At 57.4% G+C, this 26,159-nt stretch carries 28 protein-coding genes; 17 read left to right on the top strand and 11 right to left on the bottom strand.

All coding sequences use genetic code 11. From position 1 onward, the window contains the following. Nucleotides 1-70: 70 nt before the first annotated feature. Nucleotides 71-490 (bottom strand): cupin domain-containing protein, encoded by a 420-nt coding sequence (locus ACR0IU_RS05660; RefSeq protein ID WP_480715547.1) that lies wholly within the window; start codon nt 488-490, stop codon nt 71-73. 87 nt (nt 491-577) lie between these two features. Here ACR0IU_RS05660 and ACR0IU_RS05665 point away from each other — a divergent pair, with 87 nt between their 5' ends. Then, a complete protein-coding gene (locus ACR0IU_RS05665) occupies nt 578-1,996 on the top strand; it encodes a protein adenylyltransferase SelO (RefSeq protein WP_480715633.1) in 1,419 nt (472 codons plus the stop codon). Here ACR0IU_RS05665 and ACR0IU_RS05670 read toward each other — a convergent pair. Continuing rightward, on the bottom strand, nt 1,972-2,883 hold the full coding sequence (locus ACR0IU_RS05670; protein WP_480715548.1) for an FHA domain-containing protein: 912 nt from the start codon (nt 2,881-2,883) through the stop codon (nt 1,972-1,974). The two genes, ACR0IU_RS05665 and ACR0IU_RS05670, sit on opposite strands and share 25 nt — an antisense overlap. Nucleotides 2,884-3,098: 215 nt before the next feature. On the opposite strand from ACR0IU_RS05670, the gene ACR0IU_RS05675 reads away from it, so the two are divergent. The 6 genes from ACR0IU_RS05675 to ACR0IU_RS05700 all read left to right on the top strand — a co-directional run bounded on the left by ACR0IU_RS05675 (nt 3,099) and on the right by ACR0IU_RS05700 (nt 7,447). Beyond that, nucleotides 3,099-3,803, top strand: a complete 705-nt coding sequence (locus ACR0IU_RS05675) for an endonuclease/exonuclease/phosphatase family protein (protein ID WP_029621850.1) — start codon at nt 3,099-3,101, stop codon at nt 3,801-3,803. A gap of 72 nt (nt 3,804-3,875) precedes the next feature. Beyond that, nucleotides 3,876-4,289, top strand: coding sequence for a Fur family transcriptional regulator (locus tag ACR0IU_RS05680; RefSeq protein WP_010440496.1), 414 nt, complete (start codon nt 3,876-3,878; stop codon nt 4,287-4,289). A 136-nt stretch (nt 4,290-4,425) separates the two neighbouring features. Further along, nucleotides 4,426-5,304, top strand: coding sequence for a DMT family transporter (locus ACR0IU_RS05685; RefSeq protein WP_480715549.1), 879 nt, complete (start codon nt 4,426-4,428; stop codon nt 5,302-5,304). 144 nt (nt 5,305-5,448) lie between these two features. Next, the gene (gene eno / locus ACR0IU_RS05690; RefSeq protein WP_480715550.1) at nt 5,449-6,726 is read left to right on the top strand and encodes a phosphopyruvate hydratase; all 1,278 of its coding nucleotides are present in this window, start codon (nt 5,449-5,451) and stop codon (nt 6,724-6,726) included. Nucleotides 6,727-6,861: 135 nt separating this feature from the next. Next, nucleotides 6,862-7,179 carry a hypothetical protein gene (locus ACR0IU_RS05695; RefSeq protein WP_480606050.1) on the top strand — a complete coding sequence of 106 codons (318 nt, stop codon included), beginning with the start codon at nt 6,862-6,864 and terminating at the stop codon, nt 7,177-7,179. A gap of 100 nt (nt 7,180-7,279) precedes the next feature. Continuing rightward, nucleotides 7,280-7,447: a hypothetical protein gene (locus ACR0IU_RS05700; RefSeq protein WP_010440483.1), complete on the top strand. Its 168-nt coding sequence runs from the start codon at nt 7,280-7,282 to the stop codon at nt 7,445-7,447. Here ACR0IU_RS05700 and ACR0IU_RS05705 read toward each other — a convergent pair. From ACR0IU_RS05705 to mazG, 3 genes are all read right to left on the bottom strand, one after another. Then, a complete protein-coding gene (locus ACR0IU_RS05705) occupies nt 7,444-7,893 on the bottom strand; it encodes a GNAT family N-acetyltransferase (protein WP_480715551.1) in 450 nt (149 codons plus the stop codon). The two genes, ACR0IU_RS05700 and ACR0IU_RS05705, sit on opposite strands and share 4 nt — an antisense overlap. Next, nucleotides 7,890-8,828: a nucleoside hydrolase gene (locus tag ACR0IU_RS05710; RefSeq protein WP_480715552.1), complete on the bottom strand. Its 939-nt coding sequence runs from the start codon at nt 8,826-8,828 to the stop codon at nt 7,890-7,892. Before ACR0IU_RS05710 ends, ACR0IU_RS05705 begins: the two co-directional genes overlap by 4 nt. Before the next feature lie 63 nt (nt 8,829-8,891). Further along, entirely contained in the window at nt 8,892-9,749 is an 858-nt protein-coding gene (mazG, locus tag ACR0IU_RS05715; protein ID WP_037321041.1) for a nucleoside triphosphate pyrophosphohydrolase, read from the bottom strand. 66 nt (nt 9,750-9,815) lie between these two features. Between mazG and ACR0IU_RS05720 the strand changes: the two genes are divergently transcribed. From ACR0IU_RS05720 to ACR0IU_RS05735, 4 genes are read left to right on the top strand one after another with little or no spacing between them, the layout of a single operon-like run. Next, a complete protein-coding gene (locus ACR0IU_RS05720; protein WP_480715553.1) occupies nt 9,816-10,979 on the top strand; it encodes a M20 aminoacylase family protein in 1,164 nt (387 codons plus the stop codon). 12 nt (nt 10,980-10,991) lie between these two features. Then, nucleotides 10,992-11,960: an agmatinase gene (gene speB / locus ACR0IU_RS05725; protein WP_480715554.1), complete on the top strand. Its 969-nt coding sequence runs from the start codon at nt 10,992-10,994 to the stop codon at nt 11,958-11,960. A 59-nt stretch (nt 11,961-12,019) separates the two neighbouring features. Next, the gene (gene speB, locus ACR0IU_RS05730; protein ID WP_480715555.1) at nt 12,020-12,967 is read left to right on the top strand and encodes an agmatinase; all 948 of its coding nucleotides are present in this window, start codon (nt 12,020-12,022) and stop codon (nt 12,965-12,967) included. Nucleotides 12,968-13,022: 55 nt separating this feature from the next. Beyond that, nucleotides 13,023-13,424 carry a DUF1499 domain-containing protein gene (locus tag ACR0IU_RS05735; protein ID WP_480715556.1) on the top strand — a complete coding sequence of 134 codons (402 nt, stop codon included), beginning with the start codon at nt 13,023-13,025 and terminating at the stop codon, nt 13,422-13,424. Here the strand turns inward: ACR0IU_RS05735 and ACR0IU_RS05740 are convergent. After that, the gene (locus ACR0IU_RS05740) at nt 13,350-13,652 is read right to left on the bottom strand and encodes a hypothetical protein (RefSeq protein WP_480715557.1); all 303 of its coding nucleotides are present in this window, start codon (nt 13,650-13,652) and stop codon (nt 13,350-13,352) included. The two genes, ACR0IU_RS05735 and ACR0IU_RS05740, sit on opposite strands and share 75 nt — an antisense overlap. Nucleotides 13,653-13,714: 62 nt before the next feature. On the opposite strand from ACR0IU_RS05740, the gene prfA reads away from it, so the two are divergent. The 3 genes from prfA to ACR0IU_RS05755 all read left to right on the top strand — a co-directional run bounded on the left by prfA (nt 13,715) and on the right by ACR0IU_RS05755 (nt 16,431). Next, nucleotides 13,715-14,770, top strand: coding sequence for a peptide chain release factor 1 (gene prfA, locus ACR0IU_RS05745; RefSeq protein WP_170540433.1), 1,056 nt, complete (start codon nt 13,715-13,717; stop codon nt 14,768-14,770). After that, nucleotides 14,767-15,624 (top strand): peptide chain release factor N(5)-glutamine methyltransferase, encoded by an 858-nt coding sequence (prmC, locus tag ACR0IU_RS05750; RefSeq protein ID WP_480715558.1) that lies wholly within the window; start codon nt 14,767-14,769, stop codon nt 15,622-15,624. The genes prfA and prmC overlap by 4 nt, the downstream gene beginning before the upstream one ends. 228 nt (nt 15,625-15,852) lie before the next feature. Continuing rightward, nucleotides 15,853-16,431, top strand: coding sequence for a DUF4167 domain-containing protein (locus tag ACR0IU_RS05755; RefSeq protein WP_480715559.1), 579 nt, complete (start codon nt 15,853-15,855; stop codon nt 16,429-16,431). Nucleotides 16,432-16,487: 56 nt separating this feature from the next. Here ACR0IU_RS05755 and rsmA read toward each other — a convergent pair whose 3' ends face one another. From rsmA to lptG, 5 genes are all read right to left on the bottom strand, one after another. Next, the gene (gene rsmA, locus ACR0IU_RS05760) at nt 16,488-17,330 is read right to left on the bottom strand and encodes a 16S rRNA (adenine(1518)-N(6)/adenine(1519)-N(6))-dimethyltransferase RsmA (protein ID WP_170773904.1); all 843 of its coding nucleotides are present in this window, start codon (nt 17,328-17,330) and stop codon (nt 16,488-16,490) included. A gap of 81 nt (nt 17,331-17,411) precedes the next feature. After that, nucleotides 17,412-18,377 carry a 4-hydroxythreonine-4-phosphate dehydrogenase PdxA gene (gene pdxA, locus ACR0IU_RS05765; protein WP_480715560.1) on the bottom strand — a complete coding sequence of 322 codons (966 nt, stop codon included), beginning with the start codon at nt 18,375-18,377 and terminating at the stop codon, nt 17,412-17,414. Continuing rightward, nucleotides 18,374-19,627: a peptidylprolyl isomerase gene (locus ACR0IU_RS05770; RefSeq protein WP_170470756.1), complete on the bottom strand. Its 1,254-nt coding sequence runs from the start codon at nt 19,625-19,627 to the stop codon at nt 18,374-18,376. Before ACR0IU_RS05770 ends, pdxA begins: the two co-directional genes overlap by 4 nt. Then, nucleotides 19,618-21,783, bottom strand: a complete 2,166-nt coding sequence (locus tag ACR0IU_RS05775; protein WP_480715561.1) for an LPS-assembly protein LptD — start codon at nt 21,781-21,783, stop codon at nt 19,618-19,620. The genes ACR0IU_RS05770 and ACR0IU_RS05775 overlap by 10 nt, the downstream gene beginning before the upstream one ends. Then, complete coding sequence (gene lptG / locus ACR0IU_RS05780) at nt 21,783-22,883, bottom strand: LPS export ABC transporter permease LptG (protein ID WP_480715634.1); 1,101 nt, start codon at nt 22,881-22,883, stop codon at nt 21,783-21,785. Before lptG ends, ACR0IU_RS05775 begins: the two co-directional genes overlap by 1 nt. A 219-nt stretch (nt 22,884-23,102) precedes the next feature. Between lptG and ACR0IU_RS05785 the strand changes: the two genes are divergently transcribed. Genes ACR0IU_RS05785 through ACR0IU_RS05795 form a run of 3 tightly spaced genes read left to right on the top strand, consistent with a single transcriptional unit; the run spans nt 23,103 to nt 26,123 of the window. Next, a complete protein-coding gene (locus ACR0IU_RS05785) occupies nt 23,103-24,581 on the top strand; it encodes a leucyl aminopeptidase (protein WP_480715562.1) in 1,479 nt (492 codons plus the stop codon). A 4-nt stretch (nt 24,582-24,585) separates the two neighbouring features. After that, on the top strand, nt 24,586-25,044 hold the full coding sequence (locus ACR0IU_RS05790) for a DNA polymerase III subunit chi (RefSeq protein WP_480715563.1): 459 nt from the start codon (nt 24,586-24,588) through the stop codon (nt 25,042-25,044). A 32-nt stretch (nt 25,045-25,076) separates the two neighbouring features. Next, on the top strand, nt 25,077-26,123 hold the full coding sequence (locus ACR0IU_RS05795; RefSeq protein ID WP_480715564.1) for an aldo/keto reductase: 1,047 nt from the start codon (nt 25,077-25,079) through the stop codon (nt 26,121-26,123). Nucleotides 26,124-26,159: the final 36 nt, after the last annotated feature.

Here is a 26,159-nt window from a genome sequence, read left to right on the forward strand (position 1 = left end):
CCACGGGGTATTTTGGGCCAGATGAAGAAGCAGATAGCTTTGGTGCGTAATCCTGTGGGTCCAGTGATTATTATTTTGCGGGTATATCGAAGTCGGGGCCTGCAAGCTCGAAACCTTCAAACTCAAAGCCTGGGGATACCGTGCAACTGACCAATGTGTAAGCGCCAGTGCTGCGCGCGGCTTGCCAATGCCCCTTGGGAACAATCAGCTGGGGTGCGCCGTTGGCCAAGTCCGGGGTGAGCGTGTAAGCGATTGCCGGACCCGCATCGGTTGCGCTGATCGACAAGGTCAACGGTGCGCCTGAATGGTAGAGCCAGATCTCGGTCGCGTCGACTTTGTGCCAATGGCTGCTTTGACCTTCGGTCAGCAGGAAGTAGATGCAAGTACCGGTGGCGCGGCCGGGATTGTCGGCCCGCCAGGTTTCTTTGAACCAACCTCCTTCGGGGTGCGGTTGCAGATCCAGGTGATTGATGATGTCTTGTGGTTTCATGGCGGCCTCGGGTTCGATTGCGCTGATTATGCACGGCGTCGTATGATCCGCTATGGCAATTGTGTAACCAGCGCATATGTTTGCCGCATGACCATGATGATCCCTTTTGACAATAGTTACGCCCGCCTGCCGGAGGGGTTCTTTGCGCGGCAGGCTCCTGTACCGGTCCGCGCGCCGCGTTTGATTGCGTTTAATACCGATCTGGCACAGCTATTGCGGATAACGCTCGATGAGGCTGAAGAGATGGCACAGGCGTTTGCAGGGAATATCGTTCCGGAAGGTGCCGAGCCCTTGGCGCAGCTGTATTCCGGGCATCAGTTTGGTACCTATAACCCCCAGCTTGGAGATGGACGTGCAGTTCTGTTAGGCGAGACCATCGGCGCAGACGGGGTCAGGCGGGATATTCAGCTGAAAGGCTCGGGCCAGACGCCGTTTTCGCGCCGGGGCGACGGGCGCGCCTGGCTAGGGCCGGTGTTGCGCGAATATGTCGTGTCTGAGGCGATGCATGCGCTGGGCATTCCGACGACACGCGCCCTGGCGGCGGTCGAGACCGGTGAGATCGTGTTACGGGAAGGTCCGATGCCCGGTGCGATCCTGACGCGCGTGGCGCAGAGCCATTTACGCGTGGGTACCTTTCAGGTTTTTGCCGCCCGAGAACAGTTGGACAATCTGCGAAAGCTGACAGACTATGCTATTCAGCGTCACTATCCGGACGCACAAGGTCCGATGGGATTGCTGCGTGCTGTGCGCGATGCGCAGGCGCGACTGATTGCCCAGTGGATGAGCGTTGGATTTATTCACGGGGTGATGAATACGGACAACAGCTCGATCGCGGGTGAAACCATAGATTATGGACCTTGCGCCTTTATGGATTCCTATCATCCGAATACGGTGTTCAGCTCGATTGACCGGATGGGGCGTTATGCCTATTCCAACCAGCCTGAGATTGCGGTCTGGAATCTGGCGCAATTGGCGACTTCATTGATTCAGCAGTTCGAAGACAAAGACGCGGCGGTTGAAGAAGCAACCGAAATTGTCCATGCCATGCCTGACCTGATGCAAGAGCATTGGTTGAAGAGGTTCCGGGCCAAGATCGGATTGGTTCGAGCTGAGGAGGGAGACCTTGAACTGATCTCGGACCTGCTGGTGCGGATGGCGCAGAATCAGGCAGACTTTACCAACACGTTTCGTGCGCTGGGCGGTGATCATGCGCGGGATCAGTTCACTGATCCTGCGGCGTATGACGAATGGGCTGAAGGATGGCGCGCGCGTTTGCAGCGCGAAGATACTCCTGACGTCGTAATGAGTGCTGCAAACCCGGCTTTCATTCCGCGCAACCACCGGATTGAGCAGATGATACAGTCGGCTGTTCAGGGAGATTACGGACCATTCCATCGTTTGAACGACGTTTTGTCACGACCCTACGAGGATCAGTCCGATGCGGTTGATCTGACACGCCCTCCATCCGAGAGCGAAGTGGTTCATGCCACGTTCTGTGGTACCTGACTGCGGCCCAAAAGCTCGAACTGCAGGCAGGTTTCGGACTGTTCAATGGGCAGCGCTGGAGAAATCCAGCCGCTGTCTGCCAACATGACGGATTCACGCTTGAGCTGGATTTCACGACCAGCCTCAGATTTCAGATAGGTACCGGATGTGCTGCGGTCTGAAAGGATCAATTTGCCATCCTTGATACTGAGAACAGCATGCAGGCGCGACACCCATGGTTGGGAGAGCACGACGTCGCAATCTTGTGATCGGCCAATTGCCAGTTCGCCATTCTCGTGGCAGCGCCACGAGCGCTCCCCATGGCTAAGCAAAAGGGTCAAGCGTTCCGCTGGCTTCCAGTGATCTTCGGTCCGGCCATGGGACAGCGGCAATCGGGTTTGCGTAAACGGGTCCATGTCCGGGTTCATCAGGGAATAGACCATGAACCGCTCTGTCAGACCCTTGAGGTTGAGTTGCCCAAGCGGTTTGAGAATCTGGCGCAAGTTTTCCTGTAGCATCGTCGCGACGCCATTGCTGACACAGGCCTCTCCTGGGTTGGCGGCTGTCGCAAGACGGGCGGTCACATTCACCGCTTCGCCATAAACACCTTTTTCGGCGATGACGATCGGTCCGCAATGTACACCAACATGCACCGACAGTGAGGTTTCCGGGGACTGTTCGATCAGACCCATCGCTGCATTCACCGCTGCGTTCGGATCCAGGAAAAAGCTTAGAACATCATCCCCTTTCTGGCCAACTTGTGTGCCACCATGGGTTGCAAGTACGCGACGTAGCCGATCAAGTTCCAATTGGATAAGACGCTGCGCTTCGCCTTCGCCCACTGCTTTGTACAATGGGGTGCTCCCTGAAATGTCTGCGATTACCAGGGTGGCGAATGTTGTATTCACGGTTGATCCTTAGTTTGGCTTTACGGGCACTTTACCCATAGAGATGCACGTGTACACGATATTTGCGTTTTGGTGGAGCGCATTGTGGCAAAAGCAATTTTAAGTTGAATGGTGGTGATTGAACCAAAGCAACCTATCTGGTTCCTGCGGGATTTTCATGTTGCACCAGGTGCTGAGCGTGGCACTCTTGGTGCTTGAGTAAACATCGGAATCCCATGGTCCTTCAGTCAACACTGCGTCTAGCCAGTTACAACATTCAGAAATGTGTGGGACTCGACTTCCGGCGTCAACCGCAGCGGATATTGCAGGTTATTGAGAGTATGCAGGCGGATATTGTTGTGCTGCAGGAGGCCGACAAACGTTTGCCACCGCGCCCTGCCGCGTTGCCGCATTTCATGTTGGACGAAGCCGGCTGGCAGATTGTCGATCTGGGTGGTGCGGGTAGCCTGGGTTGGCACGGCAACGCCGTCATCTGGCGTGGAGACACAATTGCGGTGCGCCGGACCGGGCATCACGAGTTGCCGGGGCTGGAGCCGCGTGGTGCTGTGCGGGTCGAATTTGATACACAGATCGGGCCTTTGCGCGTGATGGGGATGCATCTGGGGTTATTGCCCGCGTCGCGACGCCAGCAAATCAACCATATCAAGCGCTGTGACTCCGATCTTGAGGATATGCCCACCGTCTGGGCTGGCGATTTCAACGAATGGTCGCGACAACCGGTTCTGGATCATCTGGCTCCGGACATGAGGTTTTTGCCGCCCGTGCCCAGCTTTCCGGCGGCGCAGCCATTGGGGGCGCTGGACAGGATCGCAGTGGGACAGGGGCTTGAGGCAGCATTGCACGGGGTGCACGATGCGCGACCGGCGCACATCGCGTCTGACCATTTGCCGGTTTGGGCCGATTTGCGACGCGCTGCCTGATACGTAAATCCTGTGTGGCGCAAGGCACTCAGACATACTATGACAGAGTTTCGAACAGTTCCGGGGGTCACCATGTCCGATACGATTATCGCCCGTTGCGAAGCCAAGGGCCTGCGCATGACGGGTCAACGCCGGACCATCGCCCAGGTCTTGCAGCAGAGCGAGGATCACCCGGATGTGGAAGAGCTGTATGCCCGTGCCTCGGCCGAGGATTCGGGGATTTCGATCGCAACGGTCTATCGCACCGTTAAGCTGTTCGAAGAGGCCGGGATATTGGAGCGGTTGGAGTTCGGTGATGGCCGCGCGCGATACGAGGACGCAGAGCGTGATCACCACGACCACCTGATCGACATGCAGTCAGGCGAGGTTATCGAATTCGTAGACCCCGAGATTGAAGCACTGCAGGAAAAGATTGCGGCCAAGCTTGGGTATAAGCTGAAAGGCCATCGCCTGGAATTGTACGGCGTACCGCTGGAAAAAGACTGACTCATCACGAAAATCGATTGGTCGGCGCACGGGAAATCATCGAACATGTCGCAATACTGCTTGCGACGTCGCGAAGGTTACGATTTTTGTGCTGGAAGGACTCGCCTGTTAGCGGTCAATTCCAACGGAAACGCGCATGAACAACGTAAACGGCATTTTGCTGATCATCGGCTCGATGGCAGCCTTCGCGCTTGAGGACATGTTCATCAAGTACCTTTCGGTCAGTGTCTCGACAGGGCAGATCATGATCGTGTTGGGTCTGTTCTGCGGAACCGTCTTTGCAATCATGTCGTTGGTGACACGTAAACGCATTTTCGATCCTGTCGCGTGGGAACCGCTGCCACTGCTTCGGGCAGGGACCGAGGCTTTTGGAGCGCTCAGCTTCGTGACCGCTTTGTCATTGGTCGATCTGTCGACTGTTGCGGCGGTTTTTCAGGCGATGCCGCTATTCGTCACCATGGGGGCGGCGTTGTTTCTAGGCGAGCAGGTCGGCTGGCGTCGTTGGAGCGCCATCGGCATTGGCTTTGTTGGCGTCTTGATGATCATTCGCCCCGGACTCGAAGGTTTCCAGCCAGAATCTCTGTTTGTTTTGGTTTCGGTTGTTGCGATCGCAGCGCGTGATCTGATCACACGCAGGCTGGATGTTCGTGTAGCCTCGTCGGTCGTCGCATTGCAGGCCTATATCGGAGTAGCGCTGGCTGGTGCGGCCCTGATGGTGTTCACAGCACAGCCCATCGTGCCGCTGCAGCCTGCGCAGATCGGGCCTTATCTGGGTGCCATCGGGTTCGGCGTTTTGGGCTATTATGGCATCGTTACCGCGATGCGGATTGGTGAAGCTTCAGCGCTGACGCCGTTTCGATATACCCGGTTGGTGTTTTCGATCATGGCCGGGATGCTGATGTTCGGCGAACGCCCTGACAGCATGACGTTGGCCGGTGCCGGTCTGATTATCGGGTCGGGTCTGTACACCTTCATTCGCGAACGCCAGTTGGCGCGGACGCTGGCAGTCGCCTAAGCGCCCACGATCTGTTGGCGCAAACAGCAAACTGTTAGCCCTAAAGGCTGAAAAATATACGTGTTAGCGATAACGGAAACGGTTTACTTTTTGCCTCGTGCTGCTATGAGGCATGCAACTGTTGGCATCATCGGGACCCATATCATGAGCACGATCATCGACATCCACGCACGCGAAATTCTGGACAGCCGGGGCAACCCGACGGTCGAGGTGGACGTGATTCTGGAAGACGGCACTATGGGCCGCGCTGCCGTGCCCTCGGGCGCATCAACCGGTGCCTATGAGGCAGTGGAAAAGCGTGATGGCGACAAGGCCCGCTATATGGGCAAGGGCGTTCTGGAAGCGGTTGCTGCCGTTAACGGCGAGATCGCCGAGGAACTGGCGGGTTTCGACGCGACGGAGCAGGTGGCCATCGATCAGGCGATGATTGAACTCGACGGGACCGAGAACAAAGGCCGTCTGGGTGCGAACGCCATTCTTGGTGTCTCGCTGGCGACGGCAAAGGCGGCGGCGGATTTCACCACACAGCCTCTGTATCGCTATGTTGGCGGTACTTCGGCGCGCGTTCTTCCGGTACCGATGATGAACATCATCAATGGTGGAGAACACGCCGACAATCCGATCGATATTCAGGAATTCATGATCATGCCGACCTCGGCCGCGAATATCCGTGAGGCCGTGCGCATGGGGTCTGAGGTATTTCACACGTTGAAGAAAGAACTCTCGGCGGCTGGTCTGGCCACTGGTGTGGGCGATGAGGGCGGCTTTGCTCCGAACATCGCGTCGACTCGTGAGGCACTGGATTTCATTTTGAAATCCATCGAAAAAGCGGGCTACAAGCCGGGTGAGGAAATCCATCTGGCGCTGGATTGCGCCGCGACCGAGTATTTCAAGGACGGTAAGTACGTGCTGGCGGGTGAGGGCATTTCGCTGACATCCGATGAAAACGCCGCCTATCTGGCCGCACTAGTCAACGATTACCCGATCATCTCGATCGAAGACGGTATGTCCGAAGATGACTGGGATGGCTGGAAGGCCCTGACCGACGCTATCGGTGACAAGGTGCAGCTGGTCGGCGACGATCTGTTCGTGACCAATCCGGCGCGTCTGGCCGAAGGAATCGAGCGTGGCTGTGCGAACTCGATGCTGGTCAAGGTGAACCAGATCGGTTCGCTGACCGAGACCCTTCGTGCCGTCGATATGGCCCACCGCGCGCGATACACCAACGTAATGTCGCACCGCTCGGGCGAGACCGAAGACGCCACGATTGCCGATCTGGCGGTCGCGACAAACTGTGGCCAGATCAAAACCGGCTCGCTGGCGCGCTCGGACCGGTTGGCGAAATATAACCAGTTGATCCGTATTGAGGAATCGCTGGGCGAGGTCGCGGAATATGCAGGTTCGTCTATCCTGAAACGCTGATCTGCGTCTCTACATTTGGACTTGAATGGGCCTCGGCGGCATCGCCGGGGCTATTTTTTTCTTTGTCTTGTCGTCGTTCCGTCTAATCTGTGTGAGATAGGCCATCACGGGGTGGTCGATGAGAGAGGACGTCATATGAGCCATCTAAAACTCATCGTGGGTGCAGTTTCGCTGTTGATCTCGCCTCAGTTGGTGTTGGCTGATCGACCGCCAGAGGCAGTGTGCCAGAAGATGGTGGAAGGCGATCCCAGCGGGCAGATCACGATGGAGGAATGTCTGTGTACTTATAACGTCGCCGATACGGTGCTGGACGATGACATCAAAGCCCTTTTGTTCGACTCCTGGTACACCGGCGAGAACATAACCGAGCAGCTCAACGCGCTGCCGCAGCCCAAGCGGGTGCCAAGGCAACTGAAAACCATGGAACAGACGTTCAACAAGAATTGCCTCTAAGCTAGAATATTCCGACATAAAAATCATTATGTGTGAACTTGTTCCTATTGCGGCGGAACAAACCCCGATATTCTGCCTGTATTGCAGAAAGGGGGACGATATGTCTGCTTCAAAGATCTTTCTTGTAATTTCAATGCTTTCCGTCGGGCTTCTGGCCGCTTGCTCGGAGCCGGGGACCTATCCAATCACGGGGATGGAGGTCTCGCAGGATGATCCGGTGCAGGACATGGTGAATCCCGCTGTGATCTTCCGGGGTGAATCGCGCTAGAGCAATTTGCTCATCAGCATGTAGCGTTCGCGCGGTTTGAAACCCGACCGGAGATAAAGCTTCTGCGCAGCCTCATTGGTGCGGTCGACTTCAAGATGCAGGGCGGTCAAGCCAGCCTCGGCCAGCGCTTTGGGGAGATCGTGTAGCACTTCGGTTGCTATACCGCGGCCTCGGACAGCAGGGCGGATGTAAATCTCATCCACAAAAGCGTCCATGCCACCAAACTCGACCGACCAGCCGAAGGTGAGGATGACATAGCCCAGCGGCGCTCGGCCCGGCCCGATCAGATAGATGCAGCCATGCGGTATGCCATCCAGCAGAGGGGCCAGCGCGTTGCGGCGCTTCTCGTCATCCTGCGCGATGCCGGATTCCGAATGAAACGCTGCGACCAGTGCCATCAGGCGATCCAGATCGTCAGGACGGGCAAGGCGGAGTGCGGCAGTCATAGGCGGGCAAGCCTTTCTGTAAGCAGGTCGAAGAAGCCCTGAGCGTCCACGTCACCTATGAACATGGCATTTGGTGCGCGGTCGGTGACACCCCACCAGTCGGCCACAGTCATGCCCAACGTCAATTCTGATTGGGTTTCGATCTCAACATTGATGTGGCGGCCCGAGAACAGATCGGGCCGGATCAGATAGGCGGTCACGCAGGGGTCGTGCAGCGGCGCGCCTTCCGAGCCGTATTTTTCTTTGTCGAAGCGTTCGAAGAAATCGGTCATTTCTGCCACCGCATGACCGACCTTGCTGTCCAATGCTCGGAAGGCGTCATTGCGATGAGGCGTGACCAGCGCGTCATGGGTCACGTCCAGCGGCATCACCACGATGTGGGTGCCGGATTTAAACACGATATCAGCCGCTTCCGGGTCGACATAGATGTTAAATTCCGCAGCTGGAGTTATATTTCCAACTTCGAAATAGGCGCCGCCCATTAAAACGATCTCTTGCACCCGGTCGATGATATCGGGCGCCTTCAGAAAAGCCGTGGCGATGTTGGTCAGCGGCCCCAGCGGGCAGAGCGTGACCGTGCCGGGCTCATGCGCGCGCAGGGTTTCGATGATGAAATCGACCGCGTGTCCTTCGGCCAGAGGCATTTCAGGATCGGGGAGAACAGGACCGTCGAGCCCGGTTTTGCCATGAACATGTTCGGCGGTGACAAGCGGGCGTTTCAGCGGTCGGTCGCATCCGGCATAGACGGGGATATCGGTATGGCCCGCCAATTCACACACGATGCGTGCATTCTTGGCGGTTAGTTCCAGCGGAACGTTTCCGGCGACGGCGGTGATGCCCAGAACCTCGATCTCTTCAGGGCTGGCAAGGGCGAGAAGTATCGCAACGGCGTCGTCCTGACCGGGATCGGTATCGATGATGATTTTACGGGGCATTGGGGTCTCCGAGGGCCGTGAAGGTGGGACACTCGCAAGTGTCGCGGGACTTGTCTAGCCGAATTACGTGTCTGCCGGAGCATTCACCGGCGGGAGTTTGCCATTGGCGCGGTGCTCCTCGAATTTCACCTCATCCCACAGCGCATCCATTTCGGCCAGATCGCTTTGGGTGGGCGTTTTTCCGCGTTTAGCCAGCCGGGCTTCGACCTTCTCGAAACGGCGGGTAAACTTGGCGTTTGTGCGGCGCAGGGCAGCCTCGGGTTCGATGCCTAAGTGGCGGCCGAGGTTGACGATCACGAACAGCAGATCACCGAATTCATCTTCTAGCGCATCGGCATCCATGCTGTCGCGCGCTTCTTCCAGTTCGGCGGCCTCTTCGGTGATCTTTGCCAGCACATGGCTGGCGTCGGGCCAGTCAAAGCCCACACGCGCGGCACGTTTCTGCAGTTTATGCGCACGTAGCAAAGCAGGCAGGTTGGCGGCGACGCCGTCCAGTGCGCCTTTCTGTTCTTTGCCCGCGCGTTCGGCGGCTTTGATGGTCTCCCAATCCTTCGTTTGTTGGTCGGCGGACTTGTCACGGGATTCGTCACCGAACACATGCGGGTGGCGGTCAACCATCTTGTCCGACATGGTGCGCACTACGTCCTGAAAGGTGAAATGCCCAGCCTCTTCAGCCATTTGCGCGTGGAAGACGGATTGGAACAGCAGGTCACCCAGCTCCCCTTTTAACTCGTCATAGGCCTTGCGTTCGATGGCATCTGCGACCTCATAGGCTTCTTCGATCGTATAGGGCGCGATGGTGGCGAAATCCTGTTCGATATCCCAAGGGCAGCCGGTTTCCGGATCGCGCAGACGACGCATGATTTCCAGCAAACGCTCGATACCTGCGTCGGTATCGTGGATCAGAGGATTTTCGGCCATTGCGAACCCTTTCGTTCCGGTGTCAGATGCATCCATCCCGCAGTCAGGATCAGGAGTCCACCCCAGATGCCCGTCGTCAACCGAATTGCCGATTACGCCGCCGATATGGCCAAGTGGCGCCAGCACCTTCACACCATCCCCGAACTAGAATTCGAATGCTATGAGACCGCTGCTTTCGTGGCCGAGCGTCTACGCGAGTTCGGCGTGGATGAGCTGCACGAAGGGATCGCCAAAACAGGCATGGTCGCGATCATCAATGGGCAGGGCGAGGGTCCGACCATTGGTCTGCGTGCCGATATGGATGCGCTGCCGATTACCGAGGAGACGGGCGTAGATTACGCTTCGAAGAACCCCGGCATGATGCATGCGTGTGGTCATGACGGGCATACCACCATGCTGTTAGGCGCAGCGCGCTATCTGGCTGAGACGCGGAATTTCGCGGGTCGCGTTGCGCTGATCTTTCAGCCCGCCGAGGAAGAAGGTGGTGGCGCAGGCGTCATGGTTGAAGAAGGCATCATGGATCGGTTCGATATCTCTCAGGTCTATGGCATCCATAACACTCCGGGTCGGCCTGAAGGTCTGTTCGAGACCACGCCGGGGCCGCTGATGGCAGCTGTGGATACGTTCGAGATCCATATTCAAGGTGTTGGCGGCCACGGAGCCATGCCACATGAAACGAAAGACCCGGTGATGGCGGCTTGCGGGATGGCGCAGGCAATTCAGACAATTGTCAGTCGAAATCACTATGCACTTGACGATCTGGTGGTATCGGTGACGCAGATCCACACCGGAACGGTGAACAATGTCATTCCCGACACCGCTTATTTGAACGGCACTGTCCGCACCTTTGATCCTGTAGTGCAGAAAATGGTCAAAGAACGGATGGCGCAGATTGTGGCGGGGCAGGCGGCCTCGTACGGTGTTGAGGCCAAACTGGAGTATCAAGAGGGTTATCCTGCCACCATCAATGATGCCGAAAAGGCCGCGTTTGCGGCCGAAGTGGCGCGGGATGTGTCAGGTGCGGAACGTGTGAAGGATAATGCTGGGCGTGAGATGGGGGCAGAGGATTTTTCCTACATGCTGCAGGCCCGACCCGGTGCTTATCTGTTCATGGGTCAAGGAGAGGGTGCCGGGCTGCACCATCCGAAATACAACTTCAATGATGACGTCGCGCCGGTCGGAGCGTCCTTCTTTGCGCGGATCGTCGAAAAGGCACAGCCGTTGGGCTGATAGGGAAAAGACATGGCACTGGAAGATGCAAAGAACCAGGTGGATGAGGCGTTCACCAACCCCGATCTCAAGGGGCTGTCCTATGAGAACACCTTTGGCGGCGCGACCTCATTCCTGCGGCGGCTCTATACCAAAGACCTGACCGGAGCGGATATCGCGGTAACCGGCGTGCCTTTCGATCAGGCGGTGACAAACCGCCCCGGAACCCGGCTTGGCCCTCGTGCGATCCGCGAGGCCAGTTCGTTGCAATCGCCTGATGCGCCTTATGGCTGGCCTTTTGATGCTCTGAGTGAGCTGGCCATCGTGGATTATGGCGACATGGCCTATGACTATGCCAATATCCCGGCTTTTCCCGACACGCTGACCGACCACATCCGTACCATTCTGAAGGCCGATGTCGCTTCGGTCACGCTGGGCGGGGATCATTATATCAGCTTCCCGATCCTCAAAGCTTATGCCGAGAAATATGGGCCGATGTCGCTGCTGCAATTCGATGCGCATACGGACACCTGGGCCGATGATGATATGTCCCGCGTGGATCACGGGACGATGTTCTACAAGGCCGTGAAATCGGGGATCGTGGACCCGAAACATTCGGTTCAGGTGGGGATACGCACCACAAATGAGGACACGCTAGGCGTCAACATCATCGATGCGCGCGAAGTTTACGAATCCGGTCCCGCCGCTGTGGCGCAGAAGATCAAAGGGATATTGGGCGACAGACCCGTTTATCTGAGCTTTGACATAGACGGTCTGGACCCGGCTTTTGCCCCGGGCACCGGGACACCGGTCTGGGGTGGGCTGAGCTCCATTCAAGCACAAATCATCCTGCGGGACATTGCCGGGATCAACATCAAAGGTGGCGATGTGGTCGAGGTCTCTCCGCCATACGATACCTCCGGTGCAACGGCGATTGCGGGGGCCCATGTGGCGACGCAGATCATTTGCCTGTTGGGGTGGAACAAGCTGGTGAAGCCTTAACCTTTGGTTAGGCATAATACCGGTATCTGCTTGGTGAGGCACCGGATCGGAGACAGTACATGACCGAATATAACCAACCCATTGGAGGCAATGATCTGGCGCGGTTTTCGGGGCCGAATACATTCATGCGCCTGCCGCAGGCGTCGTCGCTTGAAGGGCTGGATGTGGCGATCCTGGGCGTTCCGATGGATATCGGTACGTCCTGGCGTTCGGGAACGCGATTCGGGCCCAAGCAGATCCGTAGCGAAAGTGCGATGATCCGACCTTATAACATGGCCAATGGGGCGGCCCCGTTTGAGCATTTGCAAATCGCAGATATCGGGGATCTGGCGATCAACACCTTCTCTCTGGCGGACAGCCTGAAGATCATCAAGGACAGCTATGACGGCATTCTGGCGCAGGACGTGACCCCGGTGGCGATGGGAGGGGATCATTCGATCACCCTGCCGATCCTGCGGGCAATGGCGGCCAAACACGGGCCGGTCGCTCTGGTGCATGTGGACGCTCATGCTGATGTCAATGACGAGATGTTTGGCGAGAAGGAAACCCATGGCACTGTCTTCCGCCGCGCCTATGAGGAAGGGCTGATCGTTCCTGACACGACCTTCCAGATCGGCATTCGCGGATCAGGCTATGCCGCCAGCGACTTTACCGAGGCGCAGGGCTGGGGCTTTCGCCAGTACCCGGCGTGGGAGCTGTGGCAACAGAACCTGACCGAAATCGGCTCACTTATCCGCAAGACGGTCGAGGATCATCCGGTTTATATCACCTACGATATCGACAGCCTCGACCCGGCTTATGCGCCCGGCACCGGCACGCCCGAGATCGCGGGTCTGACAACGCCACAGGCGCTGCAACTGATCCATGCGCTGGCGGGCATGAACGTGGTTGGCTGCGATCTGGTCGAGGTCTCTCCGCCCTATGATCCGTCGGGCAATACGGCGCTGACGGCAGCAAATCTGCTGTTCGAGATGCTGTGCATTCTGCCGGGCGTGACGCCACGATAGGGGTGTTGGTCGCCCTCGGACCGGGTAGGCTTTGCGCAAAGGGATCGAAGGGCAGATGAAAATGGTGCTTTGGCTGTTGATTTCGGTGGGCATTGCGATGGGTGCATATGTTCGCCTTGCGCCGTCTGACCCAACGCGCTGGCATGTTGCCCCCGAAGGATTGGATCGAGATTTTAGGAACGGCGTAGTGCGGGTCGTTGAGGCAGCCCCGGAAGCGATGGAGCAACTCGATCATATCGCCCGCTCGACGCCGCGCACGACCGTGCTGGCAGGTTCGATCGAAGAGGGAATGATAACTTATGTCATCCGTTCCAAGGTATTCGGGTTTCCCGACTACACCACCGTTCAGCATGACGGGGATAAGCTGCGCATCTATGCGCGCTCAAGATTTGGTCGGAAAGATTTCGGCGTCAATCGACAGCGGGTCACCCACTGGGTTGCTTTGCTGCAACCCTGACGACAAACACCCCTCCTGCACCTCACGCCACATGGGCACGTTCAACGACATCTGGCATTGGGCCATGAACATGCGGCCGTCGACCTGCAGGCAGATCATCTCTCCCAATTCGACGCGGGTGCCTGATTTGTCGGTGCAATAGCAGTCCTGCACCTTGCCCCCGGGGCCAATAACGTCGGCCATACCAGGAGTTGCAACAAGTGTCAGGGCCAGGATCAGTTGTTTCATGCGCTAAGCCTAGCACAAGGCAAGGCCTTGACCAAAGCCCCCGGATGATAGACACCGCGCGGATGATCCCCGAAGAACGCCTAGAACAGATCACCCAGCGATTCCAATATCTCGAAGCGGCCATGGCTGATGGCGCATCGGGCGGAGATATTGCGGCCTTGGCTAAAGAATACTCGGACCTCAAGCCGGTGGTTGATCAGATCATGGCATGGCGTTTGTTGGTCTCCGATTTGGCCGAGGCCGAAGCGATGCTGGCCGACCCAGACATGAAAGAGCTGGCCGAGGAGGAAATTCCCGAACTGCAGGCGCGAATCCCCGAGGCCGAACATGCCTTGCAGCTGGCATTATTGCCCAAAGACGCGGCGGATGCGCGCCCGGCGATGCTGGAGATACGGCCCGGTACAGGTGGCGATGAGGCGGCTCTGTTCGCCGGAGACCTGCTGCGGATGTACCAGCGATACTCCGAGGCGCGTGGCTGGCAGTTTGAAATCATCGAGGAACAGGCCTCGGATCTCGGCGGGATCAAAGAAGTAGTGGCTCATATCAAGGGCGACAACGTCTTTGCGCGGATGAAATATGAATCTGGCGTGCATCGGGTACAGCGTGTGCCCGAAACCGAAAGCGGCGGGCGTATTCACACTTCGGCAGCGACCGTCGCGGTTTTGCCTGAGGCTGAGGATGTAGACATCCAGATCGACGCGAATGACATCCGCATCGACACGATGCGCAGTTCCGGCGCGGGTGGGCAGCACGTTAATACGACGGATTCGGCGGTGAGGATCACGCATCTGCCCAGCGGTATCGTGGTGACCAGCTCCGAGAAATCGCAACATCGCAACCGTGAGATTGCGATGCAGGTGCTGAAAACGCGCCTTTACGATCTGGAGCGGCAGCGGATCGACAGTGAGCGGTCAGCGGATCGCGCCAGCCAAGTGGGCTCGGGTGACCGGTCGGAACGGATCAGGACTTATAATTTCCCACAGGGTCGTATGACGGATCACCGCATCAACCTGACGCTCTATAAGCTGGATCAGGTGATGCAGGGCGATCTGGATGAGGTGATTGATGCGCTAACCGCAGATGATCAGGCCCGGCTGCTGGCCGAGATGGCGCAATGATTGCGGCACTGACAGCTGCGCAGGCCATGGTAGCGGCCACCGCGCGTTTGCGCGCGGCAGGGGTGCCCGATCCGGCGCGGGATGCGCGGGTGCTGCTGGCCCATGCGGCACGGATCGAGGCCAGCCGTGTGACGCTGATCGCACCCGAGGAACTGCCCGTTGATATCGCAGAGCGCTATGACCAGTTGATTTCTCTTCGTGCCATCCGGGTGCCGGTGTCGCACCTTCTGGGCGAGCGCGAATTCTATGGTCGTCGGTTCCGGGTCAGCCGCGATGTACTTGACCCTCGTCCCGAAACCGAAGCTTTGATCGAAGCAGCTCTAAGTGAACCGTTCGATCATGTTCTGGACCTGGGTTTGGGCTCGGGCTGTATCTTGATTACCTTGCTAGCTGAACGGTCGAGCGCCTCGGGCGTCGGGGTGGATTTGAGCGAAGCGGCCTGCCTGCAGGCCAGCGCCAATGCTGTTCAGCATCAAGTTCAGGCGCGTTTGGAGATTCGGCGGTCGGATTGGTTTGAAAACATTCAGGGGCAATTTGACCTGATTGTTTCGAATCCGCCTTATATTTCGGCGGAAGAAATGAATGATCTTTCGCCGGAAGTACGTGAACATGAGCCGCGCATGGCTTTGACGGATGAGGGCGACGGATTGGATGCGTACCGTCGTATAGCGGCCTCGGCCCCAGATTATCTGATGCCTGGCGGGCGTATTTTGGTAGAAATCGGTCCAACACAAGGCGCTTATGTATCAGCGTTATTTGATGCCGCTGGACTGACGCGCACGCAGGTGATTCCTGACCTGGACGGGCGTGACCGGGTTGTAGGGGCAAGAATGCCACCATCCAGGGGAATCTGAAGCTGAAAAATGCCGATTGATGTAAAAAAGCTGCGACAATTGTGAGAATCCTCTTGTCTGAGCGCTCTGGACATGTTTACTCAGGATTAGTCGGCGAGGTTGACGCTGTTTCAGCGCACCCCTGACGCCAAGCCCAAAAAGTCGATAGCGCGTAACGGCACAAAGCCACTGAGCAGCGTTAGATACGGGTTGATCGACAGTGAATTGATAAGGCTGACGTAAAGTAAGATGAGATCTTCCAAATCCCGCTCGCGGGCCAAGAACAACCGCAATCGTCCTTCTGGCGGCAACGTCGTAAACCGGGTTTTCGACAGCTCGGGTCCTGAGGGCAAAGTGCGTGGCACACCGCAGCAGATCATTGACAAATACAACCAACTGGCGCGCGACGCACAGCTGTCGAATGACCGTGTGGCGGCCGAGAACTTTCAGCAACACGCCGAGCATTACCTGCGCATGCTGAGCGAGGCGCAGCGCGAGATCGAAGCGCGCCGCGAAGAGCAAGAGCGCCAGAACCGCGAACGGCAAGCTGAACGTGACCGTGAGCGCGCCGAACGTAAGGAGCGCGAAGCGGCTCGTCAGGCGGACCCTGCCGAAGCTCCACAACCTGATGTGATGGATTTCGCCTCGGCCGAACCGACACCTGAAAGTGGGTTGGTCGAGACACCCGAAAGCAAAGGTGCCGAAGCTCCGGCTCAGGAGAAGAAGGAAAAGCCGGCGCGTAAACCGCGGGCGCGCAAGCCCAAAGCACCGCCTGCAGCTGAGGATACGCCCGCCGATACAGGCGACGCACCAGAAGCGGCCGAATAAGATCGGCTCACGCCGACAAAAGCCCCGAGGTTTTTACCTGGGGCTTTTTATTGCGATCAGGGTTTCTGAATTTCGCGAGCCAAGGCACAGAAAGCTTCCAGCGGAATCTGCTCGGCGCGTTCAGTGGGTTTGATACCAGCGGCAAGCAGGCGGTCTTCGATATCCGGGGCCGTACCTTTGAGCGAGGCACGCAGCATCTTGCGACGTTGATTGAAGGCCGCCGCGACCACGCGGGACAGGGTGCGGGCGTCCGCTGGATACCGGGGCTCGGGCAACGCTGTCAGGTGAACCACCGCACTGGAGACCTTCGGTGGAGGTGTGAACGCTCCGGGCGGCAGGGACATCGCGATGCGCGCTTCGGCCCGCCATTGGGCGAGGATGGCAAGGCGGCCATAGGCCTTGCTGCCGGGTTGGGCTACGATCCGCTCGGCCACTTCGCGCTGGAACATAAGGGTCAGGCTTTGCCAGAAAGGTGGCCAATCGGGCGGGGTGAGCCAGCGGACCAGAAGCTCGGTCCCGACATTATAAGGCAGGTTCGCGGCCACGCGAATTGGAGGCGTCAGATGGGCCAATGGATCGATTTCCAGCGCATCACCGTTGATGACCTCGAGCCTGCCGGGATAAGCGGCGGCAATATCGTTCAAGGCTGCGATGCAGCGAGTGTCTTTTTCAACGGCGACGACTTTGCGGGCCCCCTCAGACAGCAGGCCACGGGTCAAACCACCAGGTCCCGGCCCGATCTCAAGGACATCGCATTCGTCCAGGTCTCCGGCCTGCCGCGCGATCTTTGCCGTCAGGTTGAGGTCGAGCAGAAAGTTCTGACCCAGCGATTTGCGGGCCGAGAGCTGATGGGTGGCGATAACCTCGCGCAGCGGGGGGAGGGAGTCGATGGCGCTCATGGCTTTATCGTTGTTCGGATTGGATTTGGTGCGCCAGATATTTTTTGCCTCCGGCGGGGATATTTTTGGCCAGATGAAGCATTAGCGAGATTGCGCCATCTTCTGGGCCAGTCTGAGCGCCTCGATCAGGCTGGTTGGGTTTGCGATGCCTTGGCCTGCAATGTCCAAGGCCGTGCCGTGATCTGGCGAGGTTCTGACGAAGGGCAGGCCCAGCGTCACGTTTACACCTCGGTCAAAATCCAGCGTTTTGATCGGGATCAGCGCCTGGTCGTGATACATTGCAATCGCCGCGTCGTAGCGCGCACGTGCCGCGGCGTGGAACATGGTATCTGCGGGGTGCGGGCCGGTCACCGAATAATCACTGGAGGAGAGATCGGCGATCAGCGGCGCGATCCAGTCGAGCTCCTCAGTCCCCATCTTTCCCTCTTCGCCCGCGTGGGGATTCAATCCAGCCACGGCGATTCTGGGATTGGGGATGCCAAACTGGTCGCGCAAACCCCGTGCGGTGATCTCGATCGTTTCACGCAAAACTGCCGGAGTGAGCGCGCTTGTGACTTGCGATAGCGGAATATGGATGGTGGCTGGTACCACCCGCAATTGATCGCTCGCGAGCATCATCACGGCGCGCGACTGTCCCGCCAGTGAGGCTAGGAATTCGGTATGTCCCGGAAATGCAAATCCAGCCCCATCGATCAGTGCCTTCTTGTGGATCGGTGCTGTACAAAGCGCCGATGCTGCACCGGATTGGACCAACTCGACACCCCGTTCAATAGCATCAACGACAGCGGGCGCATTTTTGGCTTCGGGATGTCCGGGTGTATTAATAGACGAAAACTCGACATGCAGAACGGGCAGGGCAGTGGCGCTTGCTGCACGGGCTTCTGCTGGGTCGGATATCCGAGTGATCGGAGTGCCTGCCGGGAGGTGCGAGGCATCGCCGATATAGAAGAACGGGCATTCATCGCGCAATGATTGCCAGGCTTTGGCCGCGATCTCGGGGCCTATTCCTGCAGGTTCGCCGCAGCTGAGTGCGATAGGTGGTGTCATTGCTCGATAATGACGGCTTCGGCTCGGAGCTGTTCCAGCAGGCTGTCTGCAAGAGCCTGTAAGCGTTGTTGTGTCAGCGCGTTGGCTACGTCCACTCGGGTCGTTTCTTCACCCAGATCGCGGGTTCTGTTGCACAGCATCAGGAACATCAGCGTCTGACCGTTGTTTCGTGTCAGTGCAGTTGAAACCTCATTTGGGTCAAGTTTGGCCAGTTCCAATGCAACATCGCGTGGTATCTCAGACGGTTTAGCGGTGTTACGATCAAGAATATCCGGCGACTGACCCTTGGCCAATCCATAGAGATCATCGCAGGTGTCGATCTCTTCCTTGAGTTTGGTGGCTTTTGCGAGCGTATCTGTATTGCGGCCACCTGGGAGGTAATAGATGGCGTAGTCGATTTCGGAATATCGCGGCGCGCTGCCCGCTGTTTCACGGATACCCCTCATCTGGAATAGCGCCACAGCGTTTGGCAGCGCAAGCGGATCGGTAATCTCACCGTTTTTCAGGCCCAGGATGACCGGCTGCAGAGCGGGTGGCAGATTTGTAATCGAAAGCCATTCGAGCCGCCCACCATTTTCACGTGTAGCCGCTGCTGAGTACTGTGTTGCGGCGGCCGAAAAGCTCTCCTGATCGGGGAGCAATGCAATTTCGTCGGCCAGAGCCTCGGCTTGAGCCAGTGTTTGTGGGGTTATTGGAATGATGATTTCTGACAATAAAACCTGCAAGCCGCCGCCGCCGCCCTGTCCCAGTGCGCGATTGATTTCATCCTCGCTCGGCCGGGCCTGCGACAAAAAGCGAGTGGCGACATAATCCCGCCAGGATAATTGATCGGCCACGAAATCCCGTACGGTTTCCGTGGAAACACCCTCTTCGTTCAGTAGTCTTAGAAACTCGTCCGTGCTTAGGTTGCCGCGTGAGGCGAATTCATCAATTCCAGATTGAACATCTTCCGGCGTCGCCTGAATCCCGGCATCACGCATAGCCTGTTTACGCAGCCTGTCATCGATCAATGCATTGCGGACTTCTGTGTCGGAACTGCCGGGGATACCCAAAAGATCCAGAAACTGTTGGCGCTGTTGCAGTTCATACCAAGTGACAATGTCTTGATTGACCCGGATTGCAGGAGAGAAAAGGCTTTGACTCTGGGCCGGGGGTGTCGCCAGGGCAACAAACGCGGCGGCCAATACCGGCAGGACCGAATTACGATAGCCCGCGCGAAGAGATTTTGTGAAACCTGAGATCAACTGCATCTTCTCTTAAACTTTTGTCCATTGCCTTCGACGGAGTACCCTGTCAGGGCTACGGTAAAGCCGAATTCCGTCGAAGGCTCAATACTTGATGTGGAGGTAAAGCGTCTGTTGACGTTCACATTCACCTGCACGCACTCATTCTGGTAGGTCAAACCAAATCCCAGGCGGAGTGGCTCAGATTCGCTGAAATCATAGCGCGCGCTGGCGCGGGTCAGCCAGTTCTGGTCCACACGATAGCGCCCTGAAGCACGCAGTTCTGAAATTTTATCGTTGTTGAGCTCAGCAGGGTCTGGCTCGAGCCAGATATAACCGGCAGCTAATGCAGTATCCCCTTTTATCCAAGCTGCGCGCAACTCGGCCTTGGTAAAGCTGAAATCACTGTTAAGCAGTCCACGTGCTGCCAATGTCAGTCCATTGCCATTGTCAAGTTGACCGGCCAGCAGAATGTCCGATTTCGTCCCCTGCAACCCTGAAGTCAATGTGAAATCCGGATCTGCGTCGGACCGAAAAACTTGCCCGATTGTTGCGAGTGCCCGCCAACCATCAGCGTTGTAGCGGGACCAATTCAAGCCAATCACCGCGGTTGTGCCATCTTCGCGCCGGTCCGGTGCAGGAAATCGCGAAAGCGCGAGCAGATTGCCCTGATCGAATTCTTGAAATGTGCTTTCGTCGTTAGGCACATCGTTATCCGAAACATGTGTCCAACCGATTTGTGCAATAGGTTCCAGAATTTGCGTTGCGCCAGATTGCTCGCGCCGCAACATTGGGTAGCGCAAAGTAAAGGCCGCGCGCGGCGTCGAGCGCGTCACATTGTTCGGATAACTGCTGTCATTTCTGATGTTGAACGTGTCAATAGCTGCGCCTAGTTGGGCCTCTGCACGTAGCCCGTTTGTGAGGGTCCAATTGCGCAGCCATTCAGCGTCAAAAGTTGCGCGGGCGACATCGCGCCCAACAATATCTTCATCACTGGTGCGTGTGTGAGTGTGTCCAAGAAAGGCCAGCTGAACTTCACCCCCGAGCGCCTTTGGGAACAAACGTTTTCGATAGTTGAGATCGAAGACGCGAGAGGGGATCTCTTCCTCATTTTCGCTATCCCGCAGGCTTTTGTAGTGGATGAAGCCGGTTTTGAACGCAGTGTCGCGTTTTATCCTTTCAAGGGCGATCTCGCTGCGCAGGCGATCAAAATCGGGCAGGCCATAGTCGGCCAGATACGAGTCGTCCGAGGTTGTTTTGATGTCAAACGTCAGTCGATAGCTGTTTCCCAGGCTGAAACGACCATCTGCAAAGAGGTATCCGCGATCTTTGCCAGGTCGAAGATCGTCTCGCGTATAGGCGCCTCTTAATCGGATGCGACCGGATTTGAACGCCTGTCTGTACCGGAATCCGAGGGTGCGGGTTTTGGATGACAGATAGGGCGTCAGCGTCAGGTCTTTGTGATCCCCGATCTTGAAGAAATAAGGGACCTGTACGCCAGTATCCAACTGTGAGGTTGTGCGGATTGATGGCACCAAGAAACCTGTCGCGCGTTCGAGAGTTGGATCGGGCAGGCGCAGGGTGGGGAAATAAAAGACAGGTACATCCAGAATGCGGAACTGGGCGCCTTCAAAATACAGCTGCCTTTCGAGCTGATCATGCGTGACTTTGCGTGCGCGAATTTGCCAGATCGGAGGGGTGCCGTTTGCGCAGACATGACACGAGGTTGCCGCCACTTTGCTGAACTGTGTGTATCGCCCCACCGCCCGGGTAGCTTGGACCGAAGCGATCTGAACCTGCTGCTCAAATACCATACGCGCGCCCATCAACAGGCCATTCTGGATGCCGCTATCCAATTGTGCAGAATCGGCCAGCAATGTACTGTCCCCACCTTGATCGATCCGGATCGGGCCGACCAGAGTCAGCTCACCTGTTTCACGATCATAGGTGACGCTTTGGGCTGTTAGTTTCACGTCGCCCTGAAAAGCTTCGACATTTCCTTCGGCGACCAGTTTGCGGTCCGGGGTGATGAAAATCTCATCGGCCACAAGTAGGGCTGGTTGATTTTGCTCAGCCGTACCGGTGTCGTTGGTGGCGCCTGGCACTTCCGACTGTGCCATAGCAACAGCAGGCAGGGACAGGATCAATGCGGTCGAAAGTAGTAAGGAGAGGATAGGGCGCATCAGCCGTCCTCCGCATGAAGCAAAAGACCCAGTGACAAAAGGATACCCGCAAAAGGTGGAGCCCAGGCCGCAACAAGGATCGGCAATTGTCCATTCTCGCCAAGAATTTGCGCAAAGTTTCGAATGAAATAAATGCCGAACCCCAGCAAAACGGCAGTTAGTACGGCAACACCCGTGCCACCAAACCGGACATGGCGCATTGTAAAGGCCGCACCGATCAGAACCATTGAGACCAGAAACAGCGGACGGGCGAGCTGTACCTGCAACCAGACTTCATATTGTTTGGTGGAAAATCCGGCCTCTTCCAGATCGCGGATCAATTGCGGCAAGTCGTAGACGGATACTGAATCCTGCTGCCCCAAAGTGTCCAGAATCCGTTCTCGTGTCAGCGTTGTCGGGAGGTTCAGTACCTCGTGCGTGCTGGAATTTGCTTCGGGGTTAAGGTCATCCTGAATAGGCCAGATCTTGGCCTGATGCAGGGTCCAGAACCCATCCTCAAGATCGGCCTGTTGGGCTGAAATTTGTTGGTTCGGTTTACCGTCGGGTGCGAATGTGGTGATGGTTACGTCTTTCAAGGCGAACCTATCTCCGTTGACCGTGCCGGTTGCGTGGATCACCGACTGGCCATTGGCTGAACCCTGGCGCAGCCAAAGCCCTTCGCGGCTGATCGAAAGGGCTGAGCTGCCCTGGTTGCGATAACTATCCGACAGACGTTGAAGCTCCTCGGACGTTGCGGCCGCAATCGGGTTCAGCATAGCCACAGCAAGTGCACCTATTGTCAACGCCAGCAATACCGGGGCCAGGAGCGCACGAATGCCGGATCGGCCGATGGCGCGGGTTACGACCAATTCTGAACTGCGGGCAAGGCCAACAAACAACGCGATTGTGGCAAGGATCATGAGCAACGGCAGCATCTCGCTGATCGCTGCAGGCGTGTTTAGCAGCGTCAACTGCAGCAACTGCCCAAAGCTCAGACCTAAGCCGTCAAACCGGCGCACCTGCTCGATCAGATCGATCAGGATCATCAGAGTCAGAAAAATACCGCCGATCACAAGAAAACTCTGAATAAAGCGGCGGGCAAAATAGCGGTCGAGGATCACGTGGTCATCCCCGTCAGACCCCGGCATTCAAGAATCACGATCGGGCATTGAATCATGCGCGACGGCCTGTAACTGCCGATTGGTGTCACGTTCTCTCCCCCGAGCCTGCCGTTATTTTCGCGCGACCATAATGCAATTGGTCGGCGGGGAAAACTGCTATCTGGTCAATGGTGGCTGCGCGGGCTAGGTCTTATGCAACGCATATTTCAGGAGAATGATATGAGCAGTCTCATGCCCGTCCGTTTCACCCCTTTTGACCTTGATGCGATGGCGCAGGCCGAAGGGCGCGTGGCCATTCTCATTCCCGCCGATGGCAAGATGAGCCCTGCCGCGCGACGGGCCAATCGGTTGACCAAAGGTGGAATTGCACGGCTGGTAGAAAGCGAGCGTTTCAGCAAAGTGAAATCGGGTGATGTAATCTCGCTCGCATGGCCGGCAGGAATGGAGGCCGAGGCGCTGGATATTTTGGTCCTGCCGCGCCGACCCGATTTCGACGAAGCACGAAAGGCCGGGGCTAATCTGGCAAAGCTGTCTGCTGGTAAATCCGTGCTGGTCATGGCCGCCAACCACGCGCGAATCGAAGAGTTGGCTTTGGGCATGGTTCTGAGGGCCTACGATTTTGATGTCCACAAAACCAAGGAATCTGATCTGTTGGGCGAGATTGTCATCGGTCATTCAAAGCCCGAGGAGGCCGAGGCCACATTTGCGCCGCTCTATGCCGTCGCGGATGGGGTGCGCATGACACGGGATCTGACAAATGAACCCGCAAATGTGCTGACGACAACCGAATTCGCGGACAGGTTGGTCGAGATGGAATCGCTGGGCCTGAAGGTCGAGGTTCTGGAAGAAGACAAGTTGGCCGAACTGGGCATGCGCACGCTGCTGAGCGTCGGGCAGGGCTCAGTCAGTCCCTCGAAAGTTGTGGTGATGCAGTGGGATGGTGGTGACAAGGATGACGCGCCGCTGGCCTTGGTCGGCAAGGGTGTTGTGTTCGATACCGGGGGTATCTCGCTGAAGCCCGCGGGTGGCATGGAAGACATGACCATGGACATGGGCGGCGCGGGTGTTGTTGCCGGAACCATGCGTGCGCTGGCCAAGCGCAAGGCCAAGGCCAATGTCGTTGGGCTGGTCGGGTTGGTCGAGAACATGCCGTCGGGCAATGCTTCACGCCCCGGTGATGTCGTCAAATCGATGAAAGGCGACACTGTTGAGATCATCAACACCGACGCAGAGGGTCGTTTGGTTCTGTGCGACGTCATGTGGTACGCACAGGATCGGTTCCAGCCGGTGGGCATGATCGATCTGGCCACTTTGACGGGGGCAGTGATCATCGGACTTGGGCATGAGAATGCCGGTGTGTTTTCGAACAATGACACGTTCTGTGATGCCTTCCTGAAATCCGCCAGGGCCGAGGATGAAGGCGCATGGCGGCTGCCATTGGGCGAAGGTTATGACAAGCAGCTAAAATCACGCATTGCGGATATGAAGAACGTAGGGGGACGGCCAGCCGGTTCGATCACCGCGGCGCAGTTCCTGCAGCGCTTTGTCAAGGAAGAGACACCTTGGATTCACCTCGATATCGCTGGTGTGGCCTCGGTGTCCTCCGAGACGTCTTATGCGCCCAAAGGGGCCACCGGCTGGGGCGTCCGTGCGCTAAGCCGCTTCGTACAGGACAATTTCGAGACCACGGGCGAATAGATCTGTGGGCGCGGTCTATTTCTACCACCTGACTCGTCAGCCGTTGGAGCACACCCTGCCTGTGCTGTTGGACAAGGCGCGGCAGGCCGGGTGGCGGATTGCCGTTCGGGGGACTGACCCAGCGCGGATGGACTGGCTGGATGAAAAACTGTGGCTGGGTCCCGAAGAGGGGTTCCTGCCACATGGCCGTGAAGGTGGCCCGCATGACGCGGCGCAGCCGATTTTGCTGACGACCGGACCAGAGGCCGCCAATGGGGCGACTTGCGTGATGGCCGTCGATGGGGCGCCGATTGAGGCGGACGAGGTTTCGGCGTTGGAGCGTGTCTGTATTCTGTTTGACGGCAACGACCCGGAGGCGGTGCAACATGCGCGTGGGCAATGGAAATCCCTGATCGGCTCAGGATGCACGGCTCAATATTGGTCCGAGGAATCCGGACGATGGGAGAAGAAGGCCGAGGCTTGATCGGCAGCATTAATTTTTTTGGGAGATTTTAAATGGATATGAAGCCTTTGGGGCGTACCGGGATCATGGTGTCGGATTTATGTCTGGGCACAATGACCTTTGGTACACAAACATCGGAAGCCGAGGCGCACCGCCAGATGGATACGGCGCTTGCGGGTGGAATCAACTTTGTCGACGCCGCCGAGATGTATCCGGTGAATCCAATTTCCAAGGAAACAATCGGGCGTACCGAAGAGATTCTGGGCAACTGGAATGCCGCCAATCCCTCGCGGCGTGGGGACTATGTGCTGGCCACGAAGCATTCCGGTGAGGGGTTCGTGCATGCGCGCAATGGGGCTCCGATCTCGAAAGAAACCATTCCTGAGGCGATTGAAGGATCATTACGTCGATTGCAGACGGATGTCATCGACCTCTATCAGTTCCATTGGCCAAATCGCGGCAGCTACATGTTCCGGCAGAACTGGGACTATGCGCCCTTGGGGCACAACCGGAATGAGATCGTGGATGAGATGCGCGAGAGTCTGGTGGCGCTGCAAGCACAGGTGGATAAAGGAAATATCCGCGCCTTTGGTCTGTCGAACGAGAGCGCATGGGGCACCGCGCAGTGGTTGCGGGCATCGGATGAGGTCGGCGGACCTCGGGTCGCGTCGATCCAGAACGAGTATTCGCTGCTCTGCCGGTTGTTCGATACGGATCTGGCTGAATTGTGTCTGCTCGAAGATGTCGGGTTGCTGTCGTTCTCACCCTTGGCGGCGGGTTTTCTCACGGGGAAATATCAAGGTGGTGCTATTCCAGAAGGATCACGCATGGCGTTAGTCCCGAATATGGGTGGGCGCAAAACGGATCGCGTGTATGATGCTGTGGCTGCTTATCTGGATATCGCGCAGCGACACGGGTTGGATCCGGTGCACATGTCCCTGGCGTGGTGTTGCAGCCGGCCGTTTATGGGATCGACCATTTTTGGCGCGACGACGGTGGCGCAGTTGGAGCATGTTCTGGTGGGCAAGGATCTGAAGCTTTCGCCCGAAGTGATGGCCGAGATCAGTGCGGCGCACCGGGCGTTTCCGATGCCATATTGAAGGGATGGGGGCTCTGCCCCCGTCGCCTTTGGCGAC

The organism is Ruegeria sp. CL5 (assembly GCF_056536485.1).

Bases quoted from the DNA above. Each gene is read 5' to 3' on its own strand.
- ACR0IU_RS05675 (WP_029621850.1), top strand. From the start codon at position 3,099: ATGGTCCTTCAGTCAACACTGCGTCTAGCCAGTTACAACATTCAGAAA.
- eno (WP_480715550.1), top strand. From the start codon at position 5,449: ATGAGCACGATCATCGACATCCACGCACGCGAAATTCTGGACAGCCGG.
- prmC (WP_480715558.1), top strand. From the start codon at position 14,767: ATGATTGCGGCACTGACAGCTGCGCAGGCCATGGTAGCGGCCACCGCG.
- prfA (WP_170540433.1), top strand. From the start codon at position 13,715: ATGATCCCCGAAGAACGCCTAGAACAGATCACCCAGCGATTCCAATAT.
- mazG (WP_037321041.1), bottom strand. From the start codon at position 9,749: ATGGCCGAAAATCCTCTGATCCACGATACCGACGCAGGTATCGAGCGT.
- speB (WP_480715555.1), top strand. From the start codon at position 12,020: ATGACCGAATATAACCAACCCATTGGAGGCAATGATCTGGCGCGGTTT.
- ACR0IU_RS05795 (WP_480715564.1), top strand. From the start codon at position 25,077: ATGGATATGAAGCCTTTGGGGCGTACCGGGATCATGGTGTCGGATTTA.
- ACR0IU_RS05705 (WP_480715551.1), bottom strand. From the start codon at position 7,893: ATGACTGCCGCACTCCGCCTTGCCCGTCCTGACGATCTGGATCGCCTG.
- ACR0IU_RS05710 (WP_480715552.1), bottom strand. From the start codon at position 8,828: ATGCCCCGTAAAATCATCATCGATACCGATCCCGGTCAGGACGACGCC.
- ACR0IU_RS05665 (WP_480715633.1), top strand. From the start codon at position 578: ATGACCATGATGATCCCTTTTGACAATAGTTACGCCCGCCTGCCGGAG.
- ACR0IU_RS05770 (WP_170470756.1), bottom strand. From the start codon at position 19,627: ATGCAGTTGATCTCAGGTTTCACAAAATCTCTTCGCGCGGGCTATCGT.
- rsmA (WP_170773904.1), bottom strand. From the start codon at position 17,330: ATGAGCGCCATCGACTCCCTCCCCCCGCTGCGCGAGGTTATCGCCACC.
- ACR0IU_RS05775 (WP_480715561.1), bottom strand. From the start codon at position 21,783: ATGCGCCCTATCCTCTCCTTACTACTTTCGACCGCATTGATCCTGTCC.
- ACR0IU_RS05680 (WP_010440496.1), top strand. From the start codon at position 3,876: ATGTCCGATACGATTATCGCCCGTTGCGAAGCCAAGGGCCTGCGCATG.
- pdxA (WP_480715560.1), bottom strand. From the start codon at position 18,377: ATGACACCACCTATCGCACTCAGCTGCGGCGAACCTGCAGGAATAGGC.
- ACR0IU_RS05785 (WP_480715562.1), top strand. From the start codon at position 23,103: ATGAGCAGTCTCATGCCCGTCCGTTTCACCCCTTTTGACCTTGATGCG.
- ACR0IU_RS05700 (WP_010440483.1), top strand. From the start codon at position 7,280: ATGTCTGCTTCAAAGATCTTTCTTGTAATTTCAATGCTTTCCGTCGGG.
- ACR0IU_RS05720 (WP_480715553.1), top strand. From the start codon at position 9,816: ATGCCCGTCGTCAACCGAATTGCCGATTACGCCGCCGATATGGCCAAG.
- speB (WP_480715554.1), top strand. From the start codon at position 10,992: ATGGCACTGGAAGATGCAAAGAACCAGGTGGATGAGGCGTTCACCAAC.
- ACR0IU_RS05755 (WP_480715559.1), top strand. From the start codon at position 15,853: ATGAGATCTTCCAAATCCCGCTCGCGGGCCAAGAACAACCGCAATCGT.
- ACR0IU_RS05685 (WP_480715549.1), top strand. From the start codon at position 4,426: ATGAACAACGTAAACGGCATTTTGCTGATCATCGGCTCGATGGCAGCC.
- ACR0IU_RS05660 (WP_480715547.1), bottom strand. From the start codon at position 490: ATGAAACCACAAGACATCATCAATCACCTGGATCTGCAACCGCACCCC.
- ACR0IU_RS05740 (WP_480715557.1), bottom strand. From the start codon at position 13,652: ATGAAACAACTGATCCTGGCCCTGACACTTGTTGCAACTCCTGGTATG.
- ACR0IU_RS05735 (WP_480715556.1), top strand. From the start codon at position 13,023: ATGAAAATGGTGCTTTGGCTGTTGATTTCGGTGGGCATTGCGATGGGT.
- ACR0IU_RS05695 (WP_480606050.1), top strand. From the start codon at position 6,862: ATGAGCCATCTAAAACTCATCGTGGGTGCAGTTTCGCTGTTGATCTCG.